Origin of the sequence: Parabacteroides sp. AF19-14 (assembly GCF_003635485.1) — a bacterium.
GTDB classification, from domain to species: domain Bacteria; phylum Bacteroidota; class Bacteroidia; order Bacteroidales; family Tannerellaceae; genus Parabacteroides; species Parabacteroides distasonis.
The window spans coordinates 21810-45140 of record NZ_QTMJ01000001.1 but is presented as its reverse complement, the minus strand read 5'-3'; the positions used below and the strand labels follow the sequence as shown (position 1 = coordinate 45140).

The 23331-nt window shown below is 41.9% G+C and carries 23 protein-coding genes; 6 read left to right on the top strand and 17 right to left on the bottom strand.

Annotated features, from left to right (window positions below; translation table 11 throughout):
• Positions 1-2 precede the first annotated feature (2 nt).
• From DWX33_RS00195 to ppdK, 13 genes are all read right to left on the bottom strand, one after another.
• Complete coding sequence (locus DWX33_RS00195) at positions 3-1793, bottom strand: NADH-ubiquinone oxidoreductase-F iron-sulfur binding region domain-containing protein (RefSeq protein ID WP_044546036.1); 1791 nt, start codon at positions 1791-1793, stop codon at positions 3-5.
• 21 nt (positions 1794-1814) lie between these two features.
• Entirely contained in the window at positions 1815-2213 is a 399-nt protein-coding gene (locus tag DWX33_RS00190; protein ID WP_044546039.1) for a ferredoxin, read from the bottom strand.
• Between the two features lie 74 nt (positions 2214-2287).
• Positions 2288-3184, bottom strand: coding sequence for a serine O-acetyltransferase (locus tag DWX33_RS00185; protein WP_005857041.1), 897 nt, complete (start codon positions 3182-3184; stop codon positions 2288-2290).
• A gap of 2 nt (positions 3185-3186) precedes the next feature.
• Positions 3187-5349, bottom strand: coding sequence for a kelch repeat-containing protein (locus DWX33_RS00180; protein WP_009017422.1), 2163 nt, complete (start codon positions 5347-5349; stop codon positions 3187-3189).
• Positions 5350-5361: 12 nt separating this feature from the next.
• Positions 5362-6318: a hypothetical protein gene (locus tag DWX33_RS00175; RefSeq protein WP_036629346.1), complete on the bottom strand. Its 957-nt coding sequence runs from the start codon at positions 6316-6318 to the stop codon at positions 5362-5364.
• Positions 6319-6359: 41 nt separating this feature from the next.
• Positions 6360-8153, bottom strand: a complete 1794-nt coding sequence (locus DWX33_RS00170; protein ID WP_158595276.1) for a serine/threonine-protein kinase — start codon at positions 8151-8153, stop codon at positions 6360-6362.
• Between the two features lie 41 nt (positions 8154-8194).
• Positions 8195-8998, bottom strand: a complete 804-nt coding sequence (locus DWX33_RS00165; protein WP_122379653.1) for a PP2C family serine/threonine-protein phosphatase — start codon at positions 8996-8998, stop codon at positions 8195-8197.
• Between the two features lie 12 nt (positions 8999-9010).
• Positions 9011-9526: an FHA domain-containing protein gene (locus tag DWX33_RS00160; protein WP_008772194.1), complete on the bottom strand. Its 516-nt coding sequence runs from the start codon at positions 9524-9526 to the stop codon at positions 9011-9013.
• Entirely contained in the window at positions 9523-9777 is a 255-nt protein-coding gene (locus DWX33_RS00155) for a hypothetical protein (protein ID WP_005857054.1), read from the bottom strand. Before DWX33_RS00155 ends, DWX33_RS00160 begins: the two co-directional genes overlap by 4 nt.
• A 142-nt stretch (positions 9778-9919) precedes the next feature.
• On the bottom strand, positions 9920-10573 hold the full coding sequence (locus DWX33_RS00150; protein WP_008772195.1) for an FHA domain-containing protein: 654 nt from the start codon (positions 10571-10573) through the stop codon (positions 9920-9922).
• 4 nt (positions 10574-10577) lie between these two features.
• Positions 10578-10967, bottom strand: a complete 390-nt coding sequence (locus DWX33_RS00145; RefSeq protein WP_005857058.1) for a LytTR family DNA-binding domain-containing protein — start codon at positions 10965-10967, stop codon at positions 10578-10580.
• A gap of 58 nt (positions 10968-11025) precedes the next feature.
• Entirely contained in the window at positions 11026-12120 is a 1095-nt protein-coding gene (locus tag DWX33_RS00140) for a HAMP domain-containing sensor histidine kinase (protein WP_005862364.1), read from the bottom strand.
• A 380-nt stretch (positions 12121-12500) separates the two neighbouring features.
• Positions 12501-15221 (bottom strand): pyruvate, phosphate dikinase, encoded by a 2721-nt coding sequence (ppdK, locus tag DWX33_RS00135; protein ID WP_008772196.1) that lies wholly within the window; start codon positions 15219-15221, stop codon positions 12501-12503.
• Positions 15222-15827: 606 nt separating this feature from the next.
• Between ppdK and rlmD the strand changes: the two genes are divergently transcribed.
• Together rlmD and DWX33_RS00125 are read left to right on the top strand one after the other, a co-directional pair.
• Positions 15828-17240: a 23S rRNA (uracil(1939)-C(5))-methyltransferase RlmD gene (gene rlmD / locus DWX33_RS00130; RefSeq protein ID WP_005857064.1), complete on the top strand. Its 1413-nt coding sequence runs from the start codon at positions 15828-15830 to the stop codon at positions 17238-17240.
• Between the two features lie 12 nt (positions 17241-17252).
• Entirely contained in the window at positions 17253-18638 is a 1386-nt protein-coding gene (locus DWX33_RS00125; RefSeq protein WP_048927278.1) for a transglycosylase SLT domain-containing protein, read from the top strand.
• A gap of 68 nt (positions 18639-18706) precedes the next feature.
• On the opposite strand, the gene DWX33_RS00120 is transcribed toward DWX33_RS00125, so the two are convergent.
• Complete coding sequence (locus tag DWX33_RS00120) at positions 18707-19588, bottom strand: DUF3078 domain-containing protein (RefSeq protein ID WP_048927277.1); 882 nt, start codon at positions 19586-19588, stop codon at positions 18707-18709.
• A 165-nt stretch (positions 19589-19753) separates the two neighbouring features.
• Here DWX33_RS00120 and DWX33_RS00115 point away from each other — a divergent pair, with 165 nt between their 5' ends.
• Positions 19754-19987 (top strand): YecH family metal-binding protein, encoded by a 234-nt coding sequence (locus DWX33_RS00115; protein WP_048927276.1) that lies wholly within the window; start codon positions 19754-19756, stop codon positions 19985-19987.
• Positions 19988-20080: 93 nt separating this feature from the next.
• On the opposite strand, the gene DWX33_RS00110 is transcribed toward DWX33_RS00115, so the two are convergent.
• Complete coding sequence (locus tag DWX33_RS00110; RefSeq protein WP_227154340.1) at positions 20081-20344, bottom strand: hypothetical protein; 264 nt, start codon at positions 20342-20344, stop codon at positions 20081-20083.
• A gap of 100 nt (positions 20345-20444) precedes the next feature.
• Here DWX33_RS00110 and DWX33_RS23110 point away from each other — a divergent pair, with 100 nt between their 5' ends.
• Positions 20445-20516, top strand: coding sequence for a hypothetical protein (locus DWX33_RS23110; protein ID WP_350453580.1), 72 nt, complete (start codon positions 20445-20447; stop codon positions 20514-20516).
• A gap of 331 nt (positions 20517-20847) precedes the next feature.
• Complete coding sequence (locus DWX33_RS00100; protein WP_005857075.1) at positions 20848-21198, top strand: DUF1622 domain-containing protein; 351 nt, start codon at positions 20848-20850, stop codon at positions 21196-21198.
• Between the two features lie 356 nt (positions 21199-21554).
• Here DWX33_RS00100 and DWX33_RS00095 read toward each other — a convergent pair whose 3' ends face one another.
• Positions 21555-21776, bottom strand: a complete 222-nt coding sequence (locus tag DWX33_RS00095; protein ID WP_005862373.1) for a helix-turn-helix transcriptional regulator — start codon at positions 21774-21776, stop codon at positions 21555-21557.
• A gap of 2 nt (positions 21777-21778) precedes the next feature.
• On the bottom strand, positions 21779-22258 hold the full coding sequence (locus DWX33_RS00090) for a DUF2975 domain-containing protein (protein ID WP_087344632.1): 480 nt from the start codon (positions 22256-22258) through the stop codon (positions 21779-21781).
• A 926-nt stretch (positions 22259-23184) separates the two neighbouring features.
• Here DWX33_RS00090 and DWX33_RS22325 point away from each other — a divergent pair.
• Entirely contained in the window at positions 23185-23322 is a 138-nt protein-coding gene (locus DWX33_RS22325; protein ID WP_008772202.1) for a hypothetical protein, read from the top strand.
• Positions 23323-23331 lie beyond the last annotated feature (9 nt).

Below are 23331 nucleotides of genomic sequence, written 5' to 3'. Positions count from 1 at the left end.
ATTTAGTGGACATAAATCGCTCCGAACTTACACTTCTCCATACAGGTACCGCAACGGATACAAGCTTGCGGATCGATAATATGAGGAATTTTCCGTCCACCTGTAATTGCGTGCACCGGACAAACACGGGCACAGAGCGTACATCCTTTACATTTCTCCGGATTGATGAAATATTGAGTAAGTTCCCGGCATTGATGAGACGGACAACGATGCTCCCGGACATGCGCCAGATATTCATCGTAGAAATTATCCATCGTAGATAAAACCGGATTCGGGGAAGTCTGTCCCAAGCCGCATAAAGCGGTATCCTTAATCACCATCGCCAGATTCCTTAGACGGGTCAAATCCTCTTCGGTTCCGTTTCCACTCGTGATTTTCTGCAATATTTCATGTAAGCGTTTATTACCGATACGGCACGGTGCGCATTTACCGCAAGATTCCTCGACCGTAAAGTCCAGATAGAACTTAGCCATGGCTACCATACAATCATCCTCGTCCATGACGATCATACCTCCGGAACCCATCATGGAACCAGCGGCAAGCAAATTATCATAATCGATAGGAAGATCAAGATGCTTTTCTGTCAAGCAACCTCCTGACGGGCCACCGGTTTGCACAGCCTTAAACTTCTTTCCATCCTTGATACCTCCCCCAATTCCAAAGATAACCTCACGCAAAGTCGTACCCATAGGAACCTCGATCAGCCCCACATTGTTTACCTTTCCCGCCAAGGCGAACACCTTTGTTCCTTTGCTTTTCTCTGTTCCGATACTACTGAACCATTTAGCGCCTCTTAACAAGATCACCGGGATATTCGCATAAGTCTCTACGTTATTTACATTGGTCGGACAACCTTTATACCCGTGTTCACTAGGGAACGGCGGCTTTACGGTAGCCTCGCCTCGCAAACCTTCCATACTGTGGATCAAAGCGGTCTCCTCTCCACAAACAAAAGCTCCGGCACCGTACCGGATCTCGATATCGAATGAGAAATCAGTCCCAAATATATTCTCGCCCAGCAATCCATATTCTTTCGCTTGCCGTATGGCTATTTTCAAACGTTCAACGGCTAGCGGATATTCGGCACGGATATATACCAAACCTTTGTTAGCTCCCGTACAATATCCATTAATCGCCATAGCCTCCACAATCGAATGCGGGTCGCCCTCCAATATGGAGCGATCCATAAAAGCGCCCGGGTCGCCCTCGTCCGCATTACAAACCACGTATTTTTGAGGCGCTTGTACCTTACGGGTAATCTGCCATTTCAAGCCTGTCGGGAAACCACCGCCCCCACGACCCCGTAAACCACTATCCATGATTTCCTTGATTACTTCCTCGGGAGTCATTTCCACAAGGGCTTTTCCTAACGCTACATAGCCGTCACGAGCGATATACTCATCGATATTCTCCGGGTTGATAAAGCCACAATTTCGAAGGGCGATTCGTAGCTGTTTCTTATAGAATCCGATATGCTTGGAGTCCGGAACCAGCTCACGGGTTTCCGGATTCATATAAAGTAACCGTTCCACTTTACGGCCTTTTACCAAATGCTCCCGTACGATCTCGTCCGCATCCGATGGTTGAACTTGTACGTAAAAAGTGTTATCGGGGATCATCTTAACTACCGGACCCTTCTCGCAGAAACCGAAGCATCCGGTACGGATCACTTGTGTATCCTCTAATCCGTATTGCTCGACGGCGGCTCTCAGATTCTCGATGATCTGCTCGCTTTGTGATGCACGGCAACCTGTGCCACCGCACACCAATATATAATTCGTGTATTGTGCCATTTATGTAAGATATTAAATTTCTTATTCGGGTTTTACGGTGGTGTAAGTTACAGGAATGATGCCGTCTACCAAGATACCCTTACGGATATACTTATCTATGATCTCTTCTACTTTTGCCTTATCGACATAACCGAATACCAACGGCTCCTGACCCGGAAGCTTGATTTCGATAGTCGGTTCCGCATAACAATAGCCCATGCATCCGGTTTGAGTTACCAACGCATCGATTCTCTGCCGGTCTAAAACCTCGATAAAATAACTCATTATCTCCTTGGCTCCGGCAGCTATACCGCAAGTGGCCATAGAAACCTTAATTTGTACGAGCTGATCAGGGGTATTGCTTTTTTCACGCAGATCCAAAGACGCACGAAGAGATTCACGCATTTTCTTGAGATCATCTAATGTCTTTACTTTGTTCATGGTCATATTCTATTATTTAAGGAAAACACCGTAATGTCATTTGCACAAACATACGGAATCTCTTTCAAATAATATCATATTTCCGTGAATTTTTCTTCGACACGTGATTGAGATATCTTGGAATTGGGAGGTACACTATGGGTGAGCCAGATGTTACCCCCGATAATAGATCCTCGGCCAATAGTGATCCGTCCTAATATGGATGCGTTGGAATAAATGGTCACATAATCCTCGATGATCGGGTGACGGGGCAAATCTATCGGAAGTCCTTCCTCGTCCAGCGTAAAACTCTTGGCTCCTAACGTCACACCTTGATAAAGGCGGACATGGTTTCCGATAATGGCGGTTTGTCCCACGACAATACCCGTTCCATGATCGATACTGAAATATTCTCCGATCTGCGCCCCGGGATGAATGTCGATCCCGGTTTGCGAGTGTGCCATTTCCGTAATGATACGCGGGAGTACCGGTACGCCTAGCTCGAATAATTCATGAGCGACCCGTTGATGTAAAAGCGCATAGACCGCCGGATAACAGAATATAATCTCACTCACGCTCTTGGCTGCCGGATCACCATCCAAGATGGCCTTTACATCGGTGGACAGTAAATATTTGATATGAGGAATCCGGTTAATAAAAGCGATCGAGATCTCGGAAGCCCGGTCCTTGGAATCACAACAACGCTCTACCTCAAAACAAAGTCCATTATATATTTGCTCTTGTAAGAGATCATAGATCTTTTCCAAATAGACTCCCGTATAATATTGGATAGAGCCTAATTGAGCCTCTTGTTCCGTACCAAAGAATCCGGGGAAGATAACCGTACGTAATAGGCGCATGATCTCATGCAACGTAGCGACTGAAGGCGATGGCTTCTGATGCAACGGGATATATTTGTATTCCGGTAGATCAGGAGCCGACAGCCGTTCTACGTTCTTCTGTATCTGTTCTAAAATCGCTGTTCTATTCATCTTTAATTATCCCAAGTAGGATCGTAACTGATTAATGAGTTAGAGGCATTGCCCAAACCGATATAGATATAATTATCCAAGACATACATGCAATGTACAGACCTGTTAGCCGCTGGTAACTGGGATTTCTGGCTCCAGTTCTGAGAGTCCGGATCATAGCGCCAAATATAACCGTCCCCGTCTACGCCATATACATAATTACCATAAGCGATAGCACATAAAAGCATCCTTCCGGGGAACGAAGCCTCCTTTTCCCAAGCTACAGCGTTCTTGTCTGTAGACCAAAACTGTGTCGTATATTCCAAAGAAGGATCCGCTTTATTAATAATCCCCAGTCCGGCATATATACGGTCACCAATTACAACGGATATTCCGCCGTATTGTTTAATCGGGAAATTAGATTTCTTGCTCCAAACGAAAGCGCTCGGTTCATAAGTCCAGACTTCATCGATTAGTTCGTTACCTCTACGTCCACCTATGAGGAACGCTTGATCTTCCATTCTGCAACATGCCGCCCGATACATACCTTTAGGCCGTTGCTGGTCTGTTTGTACGGCGCTCCAAGAATTATCGGATGTGGAGTATACATATAAACTGTCACATATCTTTCCCGTGTTATCCAAACCACCAAAAGTCCATAGGCCAAATCCGATGCTGAAACATGCTTGGCCCGATAATTTCTCAGGCTGAGACCTTAAGGGCAACCATTCTTTCTTAGAGGTCATATATCCCCAAAACTCATCGGTGTATTCCCTACCCGTGTCACCGCCTAACAAGAATCCCGTGCTATTAGCCAAGGTACAGAAAGAGGTAGATCCCGGTATCCGGAAAGCTCCCTCAAACCTTGCCCCTGCTCCAAATATATCCGGAGTTTGGAAGCGAACTTCCTCTCCGTAAGCGATACCATTCTTATTTTTAGCGTAAGCCCTTAAATAATAGCTCGTGCCTCCTCTCAATTCCTTTATCGTACCCGTAAACGCTTGTGTACCGGAAGAAAGAGCTACCGCTCCTTCACAATTACCAAAGGCCGGACTAGGACTAGTTCCCCAACATACACCAGCCTCTGTAACCGGTGAGGCACCTTCGGCTAAGACCTCTCCTCCTACCCATGCGGTACCGTTTTTAATAGTAGACACCTCCTTCGTATTGACTGTAGGCAACTCACTTTCCAGAATCGTATGGATACCTTCGCCTGCGCTATAGGTAGTACCTAAAGCGTTTGTCGCATAAGCACGTACGTAATACCCTTTCTGCTGTTGCATATCATAGATTTTCCCGGCAAATTCTCCGATACCCGCTCCGCAAATAATCGTATCCCCATTTTCTATTGTAGGCGATTTATCAGCACTAAAGCAGAAACCACATGCCGTGATCGGAGAATCTCCCTCGCTTATTATTTCCATGGAGAACTCCGCATAGGTAAACTCTGTCGCTATTTTCTTGAATTTGTTATCATCTAATACAGGACGACCATTCGTGGTCTTAAAGGTCTCGACTTTCGCCCCGTTATACTCACCATATTTACTTTTTGCGTAAGCTCTAACGTAATAGGTAGTTTCCGGTTTTAAATCGGAGATCGTACAATAGAACGAATCGGCTTCCATGTCTATACGAATCGTAGAGTCGGATGCTGAAGGCTCCGGATTCAGCATTAAGTAAATACCCCTTTCCTCGATTTCGGCTTCCCCTTGTTTGGTTATCATACCTCCACATTGAACGGAAGTAGACATCACGTTGACTGGCAATAAGGTCTTAACGCTTCCTAATCCATCTTTCGTCTTAAAAGGTAAAATCTCTCCATAAGCGGTATCTACCGCATTGATCGCATAGGCCCGGATATAGTAATCCAGATCATTGGTTAAGCCCTCGATCGTAGCCTCATATTTTACCTTACGCTTGGATACGGCTTTTTTATTTTTCTCTATCACAGTAAAGGTAGATTCCGTGCTCCAACAAAAACCGGCCTCTGTCACGGGAGCGCCGTTTTCTTGCAAGACCTCCCCCGATACTGTCACGGAACTAGCCGTGGACTTCAATATCTCGTCTGTCTTAACAGACGGTTTTTTAGCGTTTCGAATGCCACCATCTATATCCGGATCATTCACGCATCCGGCCATTAATAAAGCCGCAAATAGAATAGAGAAGAGTGAGTATATATGTTTCATAAATAATCAATATTAAAAGAATACACCTAAGCCAGCGTTTAGATCCAAGTACTTAAAATTAACCGTATTGCATCCAACGCTAATAAATACAGAGTTCGTTATTTTCATCATCAAGTCAACCTCGGCAGCGACCCCTTTGTATGAGGAATCAATATTCCGGCACCATACCTCTCGTGTACTGTCGTAGTTTTCATAGGAATGGGTCGTGAACGAATGTAGTAAAGCTCTTTCACCATATCCCAAACCAACAGAGGCATATAACCACGGAAAGCATTTTACGATTAAACCGGCCGTTCCGGCTATACTATTTGTCTTCGAGGATTTACCTGTATTAAGCTCATAAGATTCCCCTTCCGAATTAGAGAACTTAATAATCTGCCCTTGGTTATTACATTCGTCCGTATAATTCATAAAAGACATATTCGTCTTGAAACGGACATACCAACCGAAGCGTTGCCCCATACCTCCTACCGTGATTCCATAAGGAGATTCGATCGAATACGAGTATCCCGCGAAAAACTCCATTCGTTTCTTAGGGGATACCGCTGCGGAATCTATCGGTTGGGCCTCGGGTTCCGCCGGCTTTAACAACATCTCTTGGTATTCTTTCCAATAGGTTGCTAGCTCCTCACTTTTAGGGGTTCCGATACCTTCCGAATAATAAATGATTAATTTAGAGATGGCATCCGGATCATCTTCCGTAGCTTTGACCGTCAGGCAGTTTAAACATTTATTCATCAAGCTACGCATGGAAGGCCGCATTCGCTCGTTGGAAAGCCAAATCGTAGTCAGCTGATCAATACTGTATGCGTCGCATTGCGATACGCCTTCCTCGTACCACATTTTAGCGTCACTATAATCAAGACGTTTCATCGCTTCATCTCCCTTACGGTTGTATTCCGTACGCTGTTGCGCCAGCAGTCCGAGGGGAAATACCGCACATATCATCAATATCCAAAGTCTTTTCATATAATAGGTAAATACATGTTTAGTTGTTCATAATATTACAATCAATAATAAGTAAGGCCTTCGCTAATCAATGATCCGTCAGAATTATAAATATCAAACAAATTGTCTTCCCGTTCGAATGCCCGGCCGTTATCCGCGATACCGACACTTAGGTATTTGCAAGGAATACGTTCCTCGGCTTTCGAATCGATCGCCCCGTATCTGTTATTTGACTTCTTACGTACGATCTTATATCGTCCGAAAGCCATTTTCTCCTCATACAGGGCCTTTTTGTCCGCTATACGTTTCTCCTCGGTTTTCTCATCACAAGCGATGATCAACCGGACTACCTCTTCCGTAAGTTTCGTATCCTTTGCCTCCGACAAATCTTTCTTAGCTCCCAAATAATCAGCTTTGGCCATTTTTTCCTTACCGGAGGCGATTAACGAGTTATATTTCTCATTCATCTCATTTTCCGATGGCTGATCCGGGAGAACATTCTCTTCTATCGTATGCTCTGTTTCCATAGGTCGTTTCTCTTCCACTTTAGGCTCTTGTTTCTCCGCTTCCTTTATCTCAGAGATAGGAGGTTCCGTATGTAAAACTGGGTGATCTGGCATTTCTACTTCTTTTGAGACATTGCTATCCGGCTCCACAGCTGAAGGTAAATCAATACTCTCGACAACCTCTTTTGTGGGCCTATTGCTATGCACTAAAAGAGCCGTAGCGGATCCTACAACGACAAATATAGCGATTCCGATAGGAATTATTTTCTTTCTGGAATTATTCTTTTCTGTTATTGGCTCCACGGTAGGTGGATTAGCCACATTGACAACAGTCTCTTCATCATCCGATCCTACTAATTTAGAATCTACAGGTGATGAATAAACCACCGTTGTTTCCTCATTCACAATCTCGGGAGATGGACTTGGGACAACCTGAACTTCCTTTTCCGCTTGAGAAAAATCCAAAGACGCCAACATCTCGCCCACCGTCTCAAAGCGATCCGCAGGAATGATTTGCATCGCTTTTATGATAACAGCCTCTGTTTTCGGGCTGATCGCCGCATTGATTTCAGAGGGGTTTCGCAAAGGACGTGCGGCACGTAGTATAGATTCTGTAGGGATTGTTCCCGTTAACAGATTATACATCGTGGCTCCCAAGGAATAAATATCCGGACGGGGCGAGAACACTTGTGTTCCTTCGTTATCGTATTGCTCTATGGATGCGAATCCTTTAGAAAGGGTTAACATCGTAGTGCTGGTCTCTTCCTGCTCGATATCGTAACGTTTGCTGACTCCGAAATCGATCAAGCGGGCGTTCCCGTTCTTATCGATCAAGATATTGCTAGGCTTGATATCCAGATGCAAGATACTCTTATCATGAACGAATTGTAACGCCTCGCCAATTTGCCGTACATATTTAAGGACCGTAGCTTCGGGCAATATCCCGTTTTTCTCAAGCATATATTTTAGCGAGAAGCCGGAAATATACTCCATGGCAATATAAGCCGTATTGTTTTCCTCGAAAACCTCCAACACGTTTACGATATAGGGATGGTGAACTTCCGATAGGATCTTTGCCTCTTTGATCAGTTTTTCCTTGAACTTGTTAAATAAGACCTTTCCCGTCTCCGAATGTACTTTTACGGCTTGGGAACCGGGTTCTCTATAACAATAATCCTTGAAGAAATATTCCTTGACACAGATAGGGACCTCCGTCTTTACGGTGCCTAAAGATCCTTTAACCTCTGTATACCAAACTCCTCTGTAGGTTATGCCAAAACCACCTTGACCAACCACATGAGTAAGTCTGTATTTTCCGTTTTGAAGAAGATGTCCGTCTGGCAGATTCATAACCTTGAATAATTCCATTTAATCTGCCAAAAGTACGTTATTTATATAAAAGAATAAAGAAAAGAGAGAATATTTTGCTTAAAACCCATGCTATCTTCCACTTTTTGAATAGGTATGATATAAAAAGAAAAATTATCCCGAGTCTTGCCGTCACAGGCTTCCATGAGAGCGTCCTTTATTTCCGGAACAGATAAACGACCATTAAATATCTCTGCGATCTTTTCATTCTTCAGTCTTTCAAGAACCCCGTCCGTACAAAGAAAGAGGAAATCGTCGGGTTGAATATCGTTCAAGGTAATAATGTCCGCTTCTGTTGGAATATGAGTGCCTTGTATAGCCCGGATAATCACATTCCGCTGGGGGTGGGTTAACGCTTCTTCCGGAGTGATCTTACCTAATTTAACCAATGAATTTACCAATGAATGATCTTCTGTTTGATATAAAATCTCCCCCTTCCTCAGATGATAGATCCGGCTATCTCCGATATGAGCCAATACGATTCCGGAAGAAGCGATATAGGCCATGGTGAGCGTAGTAGCCATACCCATCGCTTCCGGATGCTCTTGAACATAGGAGTCGAAACAGACTTCCGCATAATGTACGGCTTTATGGATAAACTCAGGCGTGGGATCATCCTTTAGGAACGTAGAAAAGAAAGTTTGTATGGACTCGCAAGCTAATGAGCTGGCTACCTCCCCTTTCTCGGCTCCACCCACACCATCGCAAACCATAAACAATTTTTGGTCAAGGGTCACTTGTTCGGGAAGCGGGTAAATGGAATCCTCGTTATTCGATCTGCCTCCTTTTTCCGTAATAGCACATGGCTTACCGATCGTTATAATCATAACAAATGAGTTTTATTCATTAAAACGTAAGACGGTGCGACCAATAATAATCTCGTCATTATCATTGAGCACGACCACCTCGCCATTCTCTAGGTAACTGTTATTATATAACGTATGGTTTTTACTATTATTGTCGGTAAGGAAATGTTTATATCCACCTTTTGAATCTTTTTTCACCTCAATGCAAATATGCTCGCGACTCATCGTGCGATCAGCCGTGATAATTGGCATCGTAGCTTGTGAGGCGTTCGACTTCCGGCCAATGACAACCTTCCCTTCGTGAAGAGGAAACGCTTGTTCAGGTGTATCGGCGTCTGGAAGAACCGTCAGTCTGCCGATTCCAGTCTTGACAGGTGTCACTAAAATCGTATCGGAATCGACTTCCTGATGATTACTTTTCTCGGATAATAAGGACAAAGGAATAGGCTCTTTGCATTTCGGACACTTAAAGGAGGTAATGCCGAGGGGAATCTTCCCCTCGTCTACCTTTAATCCTACATGGCAATGTGGACATTTAACCGCGATCATACGATAAACGAAATATCTGCGCCATCCATATCCGTAGAGTACAGATCCATCATATCTGTATCGGAAAGCATAACCGTATCGTCCGCCAATGTTATAAAGTCTGAATGATCGAAAGACTCGATGCTACTATCGTCTATAACTATGGCGTCGCCTAGGTCGACACCTCCTCCTTCCACGTCTATTATGACAGCATCCGCTGGCATGACGTCATTGCCGTCTAAAGTTACGAATGTATATTCCTCTTCTTGCATAACCTTTGTTCCTAATATATTAATATTCCGAAAACAAAAGTACAAAAAGCAATGGATTAATAAACTTGTTATTCTCTCTTATAATCAAACATTTGGGTTTCATGTACAAAAGAGGCTGTTTTACTATACGAAAAGAAAAGGCTCATTCTCTCACCCATTTGGCCTTACAGGAAGAAACTGGGCATTGCTTTCGGTTTTTCAATGATTCCCAAGGGATCTCACCCAAGAATGTCCCACATTTCGGACAAACATAGTCTATCTTAAATTGATTGGCGATATCCTGCAATTGCTGGGGAATCTTGGCCGACTGCTTGGCTCCTAGATAGATTCCTACCGTAGGGGCACAAATCGTTATCAAGAGGCTGATGCCGAATAGTTCCGGGCTACCTTTCCCTAAGAAGCCTATCACGACCCCCACTATTCCGGGCAAAGCAAATGGTAAGGATTGAAATAATCTGGTCTTAAACTGATTAGAGGATTGAATCTTGACTTTTGCTTGAATATAATCATCGTAGACTTTTTTCAATGCGGCAAATTCATCGCTATAATCATTATTGTATTTAAGCACCTCGGAAAGATTCAAGACATAGCTATCCCCCAAGCGAATATGATCCGTAGGAGTAACACGTTTCTTTATGATCTGGGCTCCATTCACGAACGTACCGTTAGTAGATCCCGTATCCTCCAATAATAAGTTGCCACCATCCTCACGTATCAGACGGGCATGATGGCGGCTTACATGAGGATCGTTTGCAATAAAATCATTGTCTTTTGCTTTTCCTATCTTTATAATCATAGTCTTATTCCTTTTCCTCTTCCTCTTGAGGCTTTCCCATCTCCTTCTCAAGATTATCTTTCAGCACTTTCAACGGATCCTTGGATATTACCAACTCTTTAGGCTTACCCTCTTCCGTCAATAATAATAAACGCTGCTTAGGGAGATTTATTTGTAAGATATGATTTTTATTTATGATATGACTTTTTCCGACACGCATTAATATCTTGTTACAACCAGCGACCTGCTTCTCTAAGATCTCTTCTATTTTTCCGATATTTATAGCGAAGGTAAATTGGATGCCATTTGACAACAATAGTTTCGTATAGTTCCTGTCTGCTTCAAAATAAAGGATCTGACCAATCTTAATGCGCAACAACTCATCCCTTGTTTTTATAATTAAATACCGCTCCATACGTAGAAATTGTTTTTTCGTTTCTCTTTCAAAAACAAATATACGGTATTTTCTTTATTTAATAGGTATCTTTTGGGGGAAAGATTGGTAAAGTGCACCAAAAACAAGAGCCTTTTCCCTGCTCAGAAGAGACACCGATACGCCCTCCCAGCCTTTCAATTATATTTTGGCAGATAGAAAGTCCAAGCCCTATGCCTTGCTTTTGGTTTCGTCCTTTATAAAAACGATCGAACACATGAAGTTTTATTTCCTCCGACATTCCTTCCCCCGTATCGGTCACGGATAACAGAACTTCGTTCTCCATGGCTTGATATGACAAGATGATGCTACCTATAGAGGTGTACTTAATTGCGTTTGTTATAAAATTGCCAAGAACTTGTTTCAAACGGATACGGTCGGAGCGTAATAAAAAGGAATCCAAAGATTCCGGATAGGTCAAAGCTACCCCTCTCGGTACTTTGATCTGGAAAGATGCTACCGTTTCTACAATAAGTTGTCTTAGATCAAATTCCATGAAATCAAAGGTCATGGTACCAGACTCGAGCTTAGCCAGATCCAATACATCATTAACGATACCCAATAATAACTCATTATTGGTCTGAATAAGATTAATATACTCTTGTCTTAGCTCACCATCCTCTTCATCCCCTAAAAGAGAAGAGAATCCGACAATAGCGTTTAATGGCATGCGGATCTCATGGCTGATGTTTGCCAAAAAGGAGGATTTCAAACGCTCTGATTTCTCGGCCTTCAGCATTCGTTCTTCCATCGCTTTCAGTTCAGATATATCATAATTCATCAGTAATAGGATGGGGCTTGATTTCTCCAGACCCGCCTCCATTATATCCAGACGAACCCATTTCCATCCCTCGCCATCCCTGACCCGGACTTCCCCTTGATCATGATCAGTTTCTCCGTGGACAAGTCGGCTCAAGGAAGTTTTCAAGCATTCACGGTCTTCTGGCTTGACATTGGAATATATGCCTACTATCTGGCTCAATGGAGTTCCCGGAACTTCACCCATATTCAGATACCATTGTTCCATCGCCACTCCTTCCCCAGTAGACAAATCATACTTTGCGCAGCCGATCTTGGCACGATGACTTATCTGAGGAAAAAAAGGCTCGAACTCTATGCCTAATGTCGTTTTCATATATATCCGTTCTCATTATATTTATGCAAAAAGAGGGTTTAACCATAAAAAACGAATGAATTAATCGTTCGTTTTAATTAGTCGTTTATATCGATTATTTTATAGGGAACATATAGGTTTAGTAAAATACCCCAAAAACCGCATCAAAATTATATTCTAAAGTCTTTTTGACTTTCATAAGTAAATGTTTTTTGCGATATTTGCAAACGACTAATTAAAACGAACGATTAAACTAGTCGTTTTGTTGCCTTCCCCTCCACTTCAATATCCTGATATATAAGATTATACCATATGACTATAAAAAAATAGAGGGTAGATTGATCACTCAGTCCACCCTCCTGTCTATCGTGTGCTTAAACTATTAAAAATCAACCCCTTGATTAGTCTTCTAGAGCCGCTTGCGCCGCCGCGATACGAGCGATGGGCACTCTAAAAGGTGAACATGATACGTAATTCAAGCCAACTTTATGGCAGAACTTAACGGAAGAAGGCTCACCACCATGCTCGCCGCAAATACCACATTTCAAATCCGGACGGATGGCACGACCTTTCTCAGTTGCCATACGAACCAGCTGTCCTACACCATTTTGGTCTAGTACTTGGAACGGATCGACCTTCAAAATCTTCTTCTCTAAGTAAACCGGTAAGAAGGAAGCGATATCGTCACGAGAGTAACCAAATGTCATCTGAGTCAAGTCATTCGTTCCGAATGAGAAGAATTCAGCGCTGGAAGCGATACGATCCGCTGTCAATGCCGCACGAGGAATCTCGATCATCGTACCTACCTTGAATTCGATACGATCGCCAACTTCCTTGAATAGCTCTTCGGCCGCGGTACGGATCACCTTCTCTTGTTCCTTGAATTCATATAAGATACCTGTTAATGGTACCATGATTTCCGGTTTAGCCTCAATACCTTCTTTCTTCAAATCCAAAGCGGCACCTAAAATGGCCCGAGTCTGCATTTCCGTAATTTCCGGATATGTATTACCTAGACGGCAACCACGGTGACCCAACATCGGGTTATGCTCGCAAAGAGATTCCACACGTTTTTGGATCTCCTTAACGGACACGCCCATAGTCTCAGCCATTTCCTCTTGACCTTTCAAATCGTGAGGAACGAACTCATGCAAAGGAGGATCGAGCAAACGAACGGTAACAGGACATCCGGCCATAGCCTTGAAGATACCCTTAAAGTCCTCTTTCTGATAAGGAAGGATCTTCGCCAACGCTTTCTTACGACCTTCAGCGTCCTCGGCCAAGATCATCTCACGCATAGCTTTGATCTTCTCACCCTCGAAGAACATATGCTCCGTACGGCAAAGGCCAATACCAACGGCACCGAAGCTACGAGCGATCGAAGCGTCGTGAGGCGTATCAGCGTTTGTACGAACTTGCAATTTTGTATATTTATCGGCTAAAGCCATTAACTCCTCGAAATCACCCGATAACTCAGCGGCTTTTGTCTCAACCTGCCCGACATAGACTTCTCCGGTCGTACCATTGATAGAGATATAATCACCTTCTTTCAAAGTCACGCCATCAACGTCTACAGTCTTATTCTTATAATCGATGTTCAAGGCACCAGCACCGGATACGCAGCACTTCCCCATACCACGAGCTACAACAGCGGCATGAGATGTCATACCTCCACGAGCGGTAAGGATACCTTCGGCGACAGCCATACCGGCCAAGTCTTCCGGAGAAGTCTCGATACGGACCATGACAACCTTTTTGCCATCGGCATGCCATTTAGCGGCATCATCAGCGAAGAATACGATCTGTCCGGTAGCGGCACCCGGTGAAGCCGGCAAACCTTTTACCCACACTTTCGCCAGTTTCTCGGCTTTTTTATCGAATACAGGGTGAAGCAACTCATCTAATTTATTCGGCTCGATACGGTTCAACGCTGTTTTCTCATCGATCATACCTTGATGCAATAAGTCGATAGCGATTTTCACCATAGCGGCACCGGTACGTTTACCGTTACGGGTTTGCAAGAACCAAAGTTTACCCTCTTGTACGGTAAATTCCATATCTTGCATATCCCGATAATGATCTTCCAATTTCTCTTGGATAGCGTCTAATTGCTTATAGATTTCCGGCATGGCTTCTTCCATGGACGGATATTTAGCGATACGTTCTTCTTCTGAGATTCCGGCACGTTCAGCCCAACGTTGTGAACCGATCTTCGTGATCTGTTGCGGGGTACGGATACCTGCTACAACATCCTCACCTTGAGCGTTAATCAAGTACTCGCCATTAAACAAGTCCTCACCATTACCCGCGTCACGAGAGAAACAAACGCCTGTAGCGGAAGTATCGCCCATATTACCGAATACCATGGCTTGTACGCTAACCGCCGTTCCCCACTCGTCTGGAATACCTTCCATCTTACGATACAGGATAGCACGCTCATTCATCCAGCTATTGAACACGGCACAGATAGCGCCCCACAATTGCTCATAAGCGCAAGTCGGGAAATCCTGTCCGGTCTGGGCCTTAACGGCTGCCTTAAATTTAGAGACCAATGTTTTCAAGTCTTCAACGTCAAGCTCGTTATCTAACTTAACGCCTTTCGCTTTCTTTACTTCCTCGATGATCGCCTCAAACGGATCGATATCCTCTTTGCTTGTCGGTTTCATGCCTAATACGACATCTCCGTACATTTGAACGAAACGACGATAGGAATCCCAAGCGAAACGAGCGTTGCCCGTCTTACGAGACAAGCCTTCCACTACCTCGTCGTTCAAGCCAAGGTTCAATATCGTATCCATCATACCCGGCATGGACGCACGGGCACCGGAGCGAACTGAAACTAACAGAGGATTGGCAACATCACCGAACTTAGAGTTCATTAACGTTTCGATATTAGCGATCGCCTTCTCAACATCCGCTTTCAGCAACTCTACGACTTTATCTTTGCCTAACTCGTAATACTCTATACAAACTTCTGTTGTAATCGTGAATCCCGGAGGAACCGGTACACCAATCAGATTCATCTCGGCAAGGTTAGCGCCTTTACCACCCAGCAGATTTCTCATATCTGCCTTACCTTCGGCTTTTCCATTTCCGAACGTGTAAACTCTTTTTCTTTCCATATTCGACAGTATTGAATTTAGATTCTAGTTTTGTTGATTTCAACTGTTATATTGCTATCTCAACTTTGCAATGCTGCAAATATATGCTATTTCTACTTTGCAAGCACGAATAGCGTTAAAGATTTTTACATGTTTTACAACTATTCTTTACCATTTATATCCAGCAAATGCTTACATTTGCGTGCGGAAGTTTGTTGACGCTTCCATTTCCCATCGGATTTCCCGCCTATCTCTTTGCCCCTTACATATAATTATATGATCTTTTTCTTTTATTTGTGTCTATTTATTTCCAATAGGAAGACTCAGGAGTTTTTTGCTGAAGAAACTTTAGTTTCTACAGCATGAAACTAAAGTTTCTCCCTAGTGGAACTAAAGTTTTTCTATAGCAAAACAAAAGTTTTCCTTATAAGAAATTTTAAGAAACTGCAATATATTGATTTATAAACACATACTATACATCCCTTTCTGTCCATAATCATATCTTCATCAATCTTGATAGAATAACGAGAACTGTTTGCCGGACTCATTTAAGTATATAGAACGAAGCTCTTTGTTCTTAGCGGAATTGTAAGTATTTTTGCGAAGCGAATTTAAAACTTAACGACATTGGCAAGAAAGAAGAAACAGTTGCCTATATTAGAAAAGGTAACCATTACGGACGTAGCCGCCGAGGGCAAGGCTATCGCGAGAGTGAACGATATGGTGGTATTTGTACCCTTCGTCGCTCCGGGAGACGTGGTTGATATTCAACTGACCCGTAAGAAGAATAGTTATGCGGAGGGGAAACCTGTATATTTCCATGAGTACTCGGCCAAACGTGCGGAGCCGTTTTGTGAGCACTTCGGTGTCTGTGGAGGTTGCAAGTGGCAACATCTTCCCTATGAGGAACAACTTTACTATAAGCAAAAACAGGTCTACGATAATCTTACCCGCATCGGGAAAGTCGAAATGGAAGAGAAACTTCCGATCTTAGGTTCCGAGCGCACGACTTTCTACCGGAACAAGCTTGAGTTTACTTTCTCAAACAAGAAATGGCTTACGGAGGAAGAGATCCAGTCCGGTGCTTCTTTCGATTGCATGAATGGTGTCGGGTTTCATATACCGGGGATGTTCGATAAGGTATTGGACATCCATAAATGTTGGTTGCAAGATGATATATCGAACAAGATCCGTCTTTGCGTCAAGGAATATTGCCTATCTCATGAGGGATATCCTTTCTTCGATTTACGGAACCAAGAGGGATTCGTTCGTACGTTGATGATCCGTACGGCATCCACTGGGGATTTGATGGTCGTATTGGTTTTCTTCCATGAGGATGTAGAGCGCAGGGAAGCGTTATTATCTCATCTGGCGGAACGATTCCCGGAAATCACGTCCTTGATGTACGTCATCAACGGCAAATGTAATGACACGATCACCGACCAAGAAGTTCTCGTATTCAAGGGAAAAGATCATATCATCGAAGAGATGGAGGGGCTTCAATTCAAGGTAGGTCCTAAGTCTTTCTATCAGACAAACAGTGAACAGGCTTATAATCTATATAAAGTGGCTAGAGAATTTGCGGGTCTTACCGGAAATGAGATGGTGTACGATTTATATACCGGGACAGGTACGATCGCAAATTTCGTCTCTCGTCAAGCAAAGAAGGTTATCGGCATCGAATACGTACCGGAGGCTATCGAGGACGCAAAAGTGAATTCCGCCTTGAACCATATAGAGAACACGCTTTTTTATGCCGGTGATATGAAAGATATCCTTACGCAGGATTTCATAAACCAACACGGACGTCCAGATGTTATTATTACCGATCCACCACGTGCCGGTATGCATGATGATGTGATCAACACTATTCTCTTCGCCGAGCCGGAACGTATCGTTTACGTTAGCTGCAATCCTGCTACGCAAGCCCGCGATTTGAGTTTGTTGAGCGTGAAATACTCCGTCAAGAAAGTCCGTCCGGTCGATATGTTTCCTCATACACATCATGTGGAGAACGTGGTTTTGCTTGAGAAAAAATAAACATATAATATAATGTATAGGAAATACGTCCCCTTTCTGCTCTTTTTGTTCTTCTTGTATGGTTGCAACGGTAACAAACAAGAGGAGAAAGAGGACGTTTCCGTTTTCGTGGATTTACCGCAACTGAAAGCGGAAGGCGAGATCACGGCGGTGACTTTATACAGTTCTACCTCCTACTTCCAATATAAGATGCAACCCATGGGTTACGAATACGATCTGATAAACGATTTTGCCAAGAGCCAAGGTTTGAAATTAAACATCAAGGTCGCCGAGAATCCTGCCCGCCTGATCGAGATGCTTGAAGCCGGCGAGGCCGATGTTGTAGCCTACCCTATCCCAATCAATAACAAGCTGAAACAAGAGGTCATTTATTGCGGCCGGGAGGATATCTCCAGTCAAGTATTGATACAACGGGCCAATAAAGGCGATAAGCTTCTTACCGATGTCACTCAATTAATCGATAAGAATGTTTACGTAAAGCCTAACACCAAATACTCCGAACGACTGAAGAACTTGGATGAGGAACTCGGCGGAGGAATCCATATCCAAAAAGTGGAAAATGACTCCATTGCTACCGAAGATCTTATCGAGATGGTCTCCTTGGGCGAAATTCCCTATACGATCAGCGATGATAACACCGCCCGCCTAAACAAGACTTATTATTGGAATATCAATGTCGACCTAAAGGTTAGTTTTCCCCAACGCTCTTCATGGGTGGTAAGGAAAAGTAGTCCGGACTTGGCGAAGGCCATCGATGAATGGGCTTCCGATAAAACGGGTAAACATTCTTTCAAGGCAGTTACTAAGCGGTACTTTGAATTAAGCAAGCGACCTTTTACCGCAGATATTCCGGAGGTAAAGAATGGACATATTTCCCCGTATGACCCTTTTTTCAAGAAACATGCGAAAAACATCGGATGGGATTGGCAGCTGCTGGCGTCTATTTCCTATCAAGAGTCTCATTTCAATCCTACGGTTGTATCGTGGGCCGGTGCCGAGGGGCTTATGGGAATCATGCCAAATACGGCGAAGGCATTAGGTGTCACCCCGCATGAATTGAAAGATCCGGATACGGGAATCCGTACGGGAGTAGATTGTTTACGGCGCTTCCGTCAAGGTTTTTCTGAGATTACGGATCCTGAAGAAAAAGTCAAGTTTACCCTAGCGGCTTACAACGCTGGGATCGGACATATTTACGATGCGCAGCGATTGGCCCGAAAATATGGAAAAGATCCCAATAAATGGGATAATAATGTAGCGGAATATATTCGTTTGAAAAATGATCCCGAGTATTATAACGATCCTGTTTGCAAGCATGGATACTTGCGTGGCTCAGAAACATATAATTACGTGCGGGAAGTGTTGGAGCGTTATCATTACTACAAGAAAAAGTCATAGTTATAAAAAAATTCATAGCTATGAGTGAAAGTAGTCATAACTATGAATTTTCTGCAAGTAAATGCCACTTAAAAATTATAGGCGACACCTATGCCTAATATTTCCTTGAACTGGACCTTCGCCCCCCGTTTCTCTCCATTATCCTCAAAAGTTTTCACGTCGTTATCATATTTAAGCGTCGTATTGAGTGTAGCGGACAGGAATTTATTAATCTTCATGCTTATCAATACATCCCAATTGACATCGATATTTCCGAATTGATCGCTATAAGGAGTAAAAAAGTCAGCTGTAGTAATCAAGTTCACGTTTTCCATCACGATTAATTCCGCACGAGCTTTCAGGTAAGCTCCCCATTCCATTCTGAAGCGATCTCCCGGATCGACCCCGAAAGCTCCTAACTCGGAAAGGTAATCATCCTCCACGAAAGTCATCTTCGTGGAAGCCGGAGAAAGATAAACCGAATAATTGCTTTTGGGACGATATTCCATACCTACGGAGATATTCGAATACGCCGGCGCAAAGAAGTTCGATATATAATGTGTCTTATCCGGATAATTATATCCTTTGGCAAACTGGGTGTTTAAATCTCCCATCAACGTATAATACCATACATTATTGGTGGAATATCCTAATTGGGTAGACAGGGTTATATTATCGGTACTTTTCCTCATTCCCTGCGATTTAGTCTTTGATAATCCGTAATCGAGAGCGAGATTGGTTACCCATAACCAGTCACCGCTTTTATGTGTTAATGTCCCATTCAGATACGCATTTCCGGCAACAGAGTTCTCACCGCCAGCCGACCAATTCGACATCGCCGTTTGCGACAAGTTCAAACCTGTCACACCTTTCAGTACCCATTTGCCTTCCTCATATCCTTTATCATCCGTTTGACTATATGTGATTGTCGTTAATGCGACAAACAATGTCATGAAGAATATACGTTTCATATTGTGATATATTTTAGTTATTAAAAAATAAGACGTCCTATCATTTAAACAGGTTTGATTAATTTTTGTTTAGAAAAGCCTAAAGTTGAAAGGATGTCACATTTGTTACACCTTTATACGGATAAACCCCTTATTTTTGTATCCGATAATTAAGTAATTTGATTTATGGAACAGTTACATGCACACGAAGTCCTTCATATGATGGAGGGTAATAGTTATTCAGAAGCTTCTTTAAAAGAAGCGATCGTTAAGACTTTTGGTGAGGATCAGCGTTTCTATACTTGTTCGGCAGAAAATATGGATACGGATGAGTTAATCGTATTTCTGAAACAAAAGGGGAAATTCATGCCTGTCGAAAATGGTTTCACGGTAGATATTACAAAGGTTTGTAATCATTAAAGATTCTACGACACTATCAATGACTCTAGGCTAAATCAAAAGAATTTAGCCTAGAGTCATTTGCCTAAAGTTAAAAAAGACTTTCGATTCTACTCAATGGATAATACTATTCCTATAAATAATCGCAAATGATTTTTGCATCAATTCATAATCTTTATCAGAGACATAACTTGGCCTACGGTTACCCGCGTGATTTATCATCCAGACAAAAGACTCTATATACTTTAGTATCTTATTTGACTTATCACTTTTTATACGTGACAAATAATCCATTTTTCCTAAAAGATAATTACTCACTTCAAAAACACTCATCTTATTACACTCATTCAACAATGATATTAATTCAAGGTCTTCCATAATCTTTATTTTTATTACTACAAATATAATATATTTAATCAAATAAACAAATCATATAGACAGATTTTCATCTTTAATTCTTTTACATAAAATAGCAAAGATGGAAAATGAACACATCTCTAAATTATATACCACTAATCTAAATGAGATCATTGAAGTTCATTGCCATTAGATAGGAAGTAGTTTCCTTAAAAAGAAATCAGATGGTCCTACAACAATAAAAATAGGCTTAAAAGAAAAATATTTAATAGATTTGTTTTGATATTCAAATAATAAAGATTATGTTTGATGCGCATTTTGTTGCAAGTGAAAATATTGGGGATTTTTTGACGTTCTGGAATAACACAGACAGCAACCCGGCAAGTTTTGTACTACCGGGTTGTTTTTTATCCATGATTGATCCTATACGTGTAAAAGTGTGAGTCCGAAAACCTACCATACCTGCGAGCCTTCCAACAAACATTCTATAGGCCTTTTATGTTATGGTTGTAAATGGTCTATTTATGCTTACTGGTTTTTTAAATACCTTAGCGACAATAATAAGTGTGACAAGCCTTCTGATTGTCACCTATGGTGCATTAATCGGAGTCATCTCATTTTTCAGAAATGAACTTAAGCGACTTACTGGTAATTATTCCATTACTAACATAAGAAAACTAAGAGCTGTATTCGGTACATACTTACTTCTCGGACTAGAATTTTTGATAGCGTCAGATATCTTAAAAACAGTATTGGAACCAACACTTAATGAATTGGCCATTTTAGGTGGAATAGTCGTGCTGAGAACAGTTCTGTCTGTCTTTCTGAATAAAGAGATCAAGGAACTAGAGACTGAAAATAAAGATACCGAGTAGATCCCATAAAGTTTTCAAGGGAAAGTACAGAAAAATGGCGCTTAAGTCTTGCATGAACAGGATTTAAACGCCATGAAGTAAAGTTAGAAAACCAAACCGCTCGGCCTTCACAGGTGAAGCGGAAGTGGATATATTGCCTTAAACTAATACCTTATATTATTACAACCAGATTAAAGATCATAATGTTTATGCTTTTGATGAATTTCAATAGCCAAAATAAAACAGAAAATAAAAATCCGCATTCAGTGTCACTGCTACATGCGGATCAAAAATAACAAACTCTTACAAGAGTTAGGCACTACATAAAGTTGTATTATACTAATAAGCAGACTGAACCGCATCAAAGTGTTGATTCCTTATGTTGTTTTTTTCTCATCATTTACATATTCCAAAATGTCGCTTGGCTGACAGTCTAATGCTCTACAAATTGCCTCTAGGGTACTAAAACGAATTGCTTTCGCCTTTCCCGTTTTTAAGATAGAAAGGTTAGATAATGTCAAACCAACTCTTTCAGAAAGTTCGTTCAAAGAAATCTTCCGCTTTGCCATCATTACATCTAAGTTTACAATAATAGGCATAATTAAACTGTTAAGTCATTCTCTGATTTCATATCTATCGCATTTTGCAATAATTTTTCAAATACAGCCACGGCTGTCGCAACTACGATAGCGACAAAAGTAGTTACGATACAAATGGCAAGAAAACCTGCGGGGTCATCTTCTGTATTATGGGTCAACCTTATAAATAGTCCTGCCAGCACGATTAAAATACTTAGTAAGATCGCACAATGCTTTATGTTCTTCAAAGTCTTTACAGAGTTTGTTGAAAACACTTTATTTTGCCCAATATAACCGAGCAACCTAAAAGCATTGTACAACGCAACAAAAAAAGCGATTGACGCTCCATATCCATATAAGATAAATGGATCAGCGTAAGTACTAAATAAATCTAGGTGTGTGGCTCGTCCCTCAGTTAAGGGAAACCAAATCAAAATAATAAGTGCCACAATACCGATAAGAACAATAACTGTTTGAAGAAATGCTGTTGAAATTCTTTTCATGACGTATGATGTTAACTTTAAACGACGTTGCAAATGTAATAAATATTTATTGATAAACAATAAATGAATAGCGAAATTCAAAAAACAGTCTCTTTCTCAAGCTAATTAAAAAATCTGGACTTGAATCGCCAGTGTAGTGTCGAAGTACAATGATCTCCCATTTGGAAGGGAGAATGGGAATAGAAGAAAAAAAGAACGCCTACCTGAAAAGTGGTAGACGCTCATTGCATACGGTTATTGGGACAAATATAGAGTTTATTTCTATCTTGGATTATCCTATTCATTAATAACTACTTCATCTCTTCTCCCTTTTCATTAAAGATAGCGATAGCCTCCTTGCCCTCGATTACCAAAATCACCTTAAAGAGTTTCCCTTCAGTCTTTTCCGCAACATATACCTCTTGGATCGCTGAACCCGGATAAGATTTTTAATTAAACAATCTATTCATATTAACGTAATCAATAGATATAGAACAACGGATATGCCGAATTTCGCCTATCTACAGATAATCATGACACACAACATCTTATATTTTAGCATTAACATATGGATTCCATGCGGAAATAAATAAAAATCCGCATCCAGCTTCACAGCTACATGCGGACCAAACAAATAACAAACTCTACTTATATGAAAAAACAAATACTACTAACAAATTATTATACGATGACTACTATCAAGGTGACTTCTGAGTCATTTTATAGTATAACAGAAGATTGTTTGAAAAGGTTCACCAGTAATTTCTTTTAGGCTGAGAGCTTTTCTTTTTATCGACTGTTTGAATATAAAACATTTCAAGCTGCAAATTGTTTTACAAACAAAGATAAAAATGATGATTGATCGGTTTGAGGCATGATTAAGAAGTTACTTTCTATATTATTGTTTATGATAATGCTCTTTGCCTTCCGGATGAATGCGGAAGCGGATGAGGAACACTTTTCTAACGGTTCCTATCGTTAGCGCACTAGGATTAACATTAAATGAAAGCGCTTCCGACGCTATGGTTGGTGGAGCGGTTACCCAAAACGACAAATTTCAAGTAAAACACGGCGATTACTCCTAAATATTTAGG

Excerpts from the sequence above, each read along its gene's own strand:
- DWX33_RS00195 (WP_044546036.1), bottom strand. The coding sequence starts at position 1,793 with ATGGCACAATACACGAATTATATATTGGTGTGCGGTGGCACAGGTTGC.
- DWX33_RS00190 (WP_044546039.1), bottom strand. The coding sequence starts at position 2,213 with ATGAACAAAGTAAAGACATTAGATGATCTCAAGAAAATGCGTGAATCT.
- DWX33_RS00185 (WP_005857041.1), bottom strand. The coding sequence starts at position 3,184 with ATGAATAGAACAGCGATTTTAGAACAGATACAGAAGAACGTAGAACGG.
- DWX33_RS00180 (WP_009017422.1), bottom strand. The coding sequence starts at position 5,349 with ATGAAACATATATACTCACTCTTCTCTATTCTATTTGCGGCTTTATTA.
- DWX33_RS00175 (WP_036629346.1), bottom strand. The coding sequence starts at position 6,318 with ATGAAAAGACTTTGGATATTGATGATATGTGCGGTATTTCCCCTCGGA.
- DWX33_RS00170 (WP_158595276.1), bottom strand. The coding sequence starts at position 8,153 with ATGAATCTGCCAGACGGACATCTTCTTCAAAACGGAAAATACAGACTT.
- DWX33_RS00165 (WP_122379653.1), bottom strand. The coding sequence starts at position 8,998 with ATGATTATAACGATCGGTAAGCCATGTGCTATTACGGAAAAAGGAGGC.
- DWX33_RS00160 (WP_008772194.1), bottom strand. The coding sequence starts at position 9,526 with ATGATCGCGGTTAAATGTCCACATTGCCATGTAGGATTAAAGGTAGAC.
- DWX33_RS00155 (WP_005857054.1), bottom strand. The coding sequence starts at position 9,777 with ATGCAAGAAGAGGAATATACATTCGTAACTTTAGACGGCAATGACGTC.
- DWX33_RS00150 (WP_008772195.1), bottom strand. The coding sequence starts at position 10,573 with ATGATTATAAAGATAGGAAAAGCAAAAGACAATGATTTTATTGCAAAC.
- DWX33_RS00145 (WP_005857058.1), bottom strand. The coding sequence starts at position 10,967 with ATGGAGCGGTATTTAATTATAAAAACAAGGGATGAGTTGTTGCGCATT.
- DWX33_RS00140 (WP_005862364.1), bottom strand. The coding sequence starts at position 12,120 with ATGAAAACGACATTAGGCATAGAGTTCGAGCCTTTTTTTCCTCAGATA.
- ppdK (WP_008772196.1), bottom strand. The coding sequence starts at position 15,221 with ATGGAAAGAAAAAGAGTTTACACGTTCGGAAATGGAAAAGCCGAAGGT.
- DWX33_RS00125 (WP_048927278.1), top strand. The coding sequence starts at position 17,253 with ATGTATAGGAAATACGTCCCCTTTCTGCTCTTTTTGTTCTTCTTGTAT.
- DWX33_RS00120 (WP_048927277.1), bottom strand. The coding sequence starts at position 19,588 with ATGAAACGTATATTCTTCATGACATTGTTTGTCGCATTAACGACAATC.
- DWX33_RS00115 (WP_048927276.1), top strand. The coding sequence starts at position 19,754 with ATGGAACAGTTACATGCACACGAAGTCCTTCATATGATGGAGGGTAAT.
- DWX33_RS00110 (WP_227154340.1), bottom strand. The coding sequence starts at position 20,344 with ATGGAAGACCTTGAATTAATATCATTGTTGAATGAGTGTAATAAGATG.
- DWX33_RS00100 (WP_005857075.1), top strand. The coding sequence starts at position 20,848 with ATGCTTACTGGTTTTTTAAATACCTTAGCGACAATAATAAGTGTGACA.
- DWX33_RS00095 (WP_005862373.1), bottom strand. The coding sequence starts at position 21,776 with ATGCCTATTATTGTAAACTTAGATGTAATGATGGCAAAGCGGAAGATT.
- DWX33_RS00090 (WP_087344632.1), bottom strand. The coding sequence starts at position 22,258 with ATGAAAAGAATTTCAACAGCATTTCTTCAAACAGTTATTGTTCTTATC.
- DWX33_RS22325 (WP_008772202.1), top strand. The coding sequence starts at position 23,185 with ATGAGGAACACTTTTCTAACGGTTCCTATCGTTAGCGCACTAGGATTA.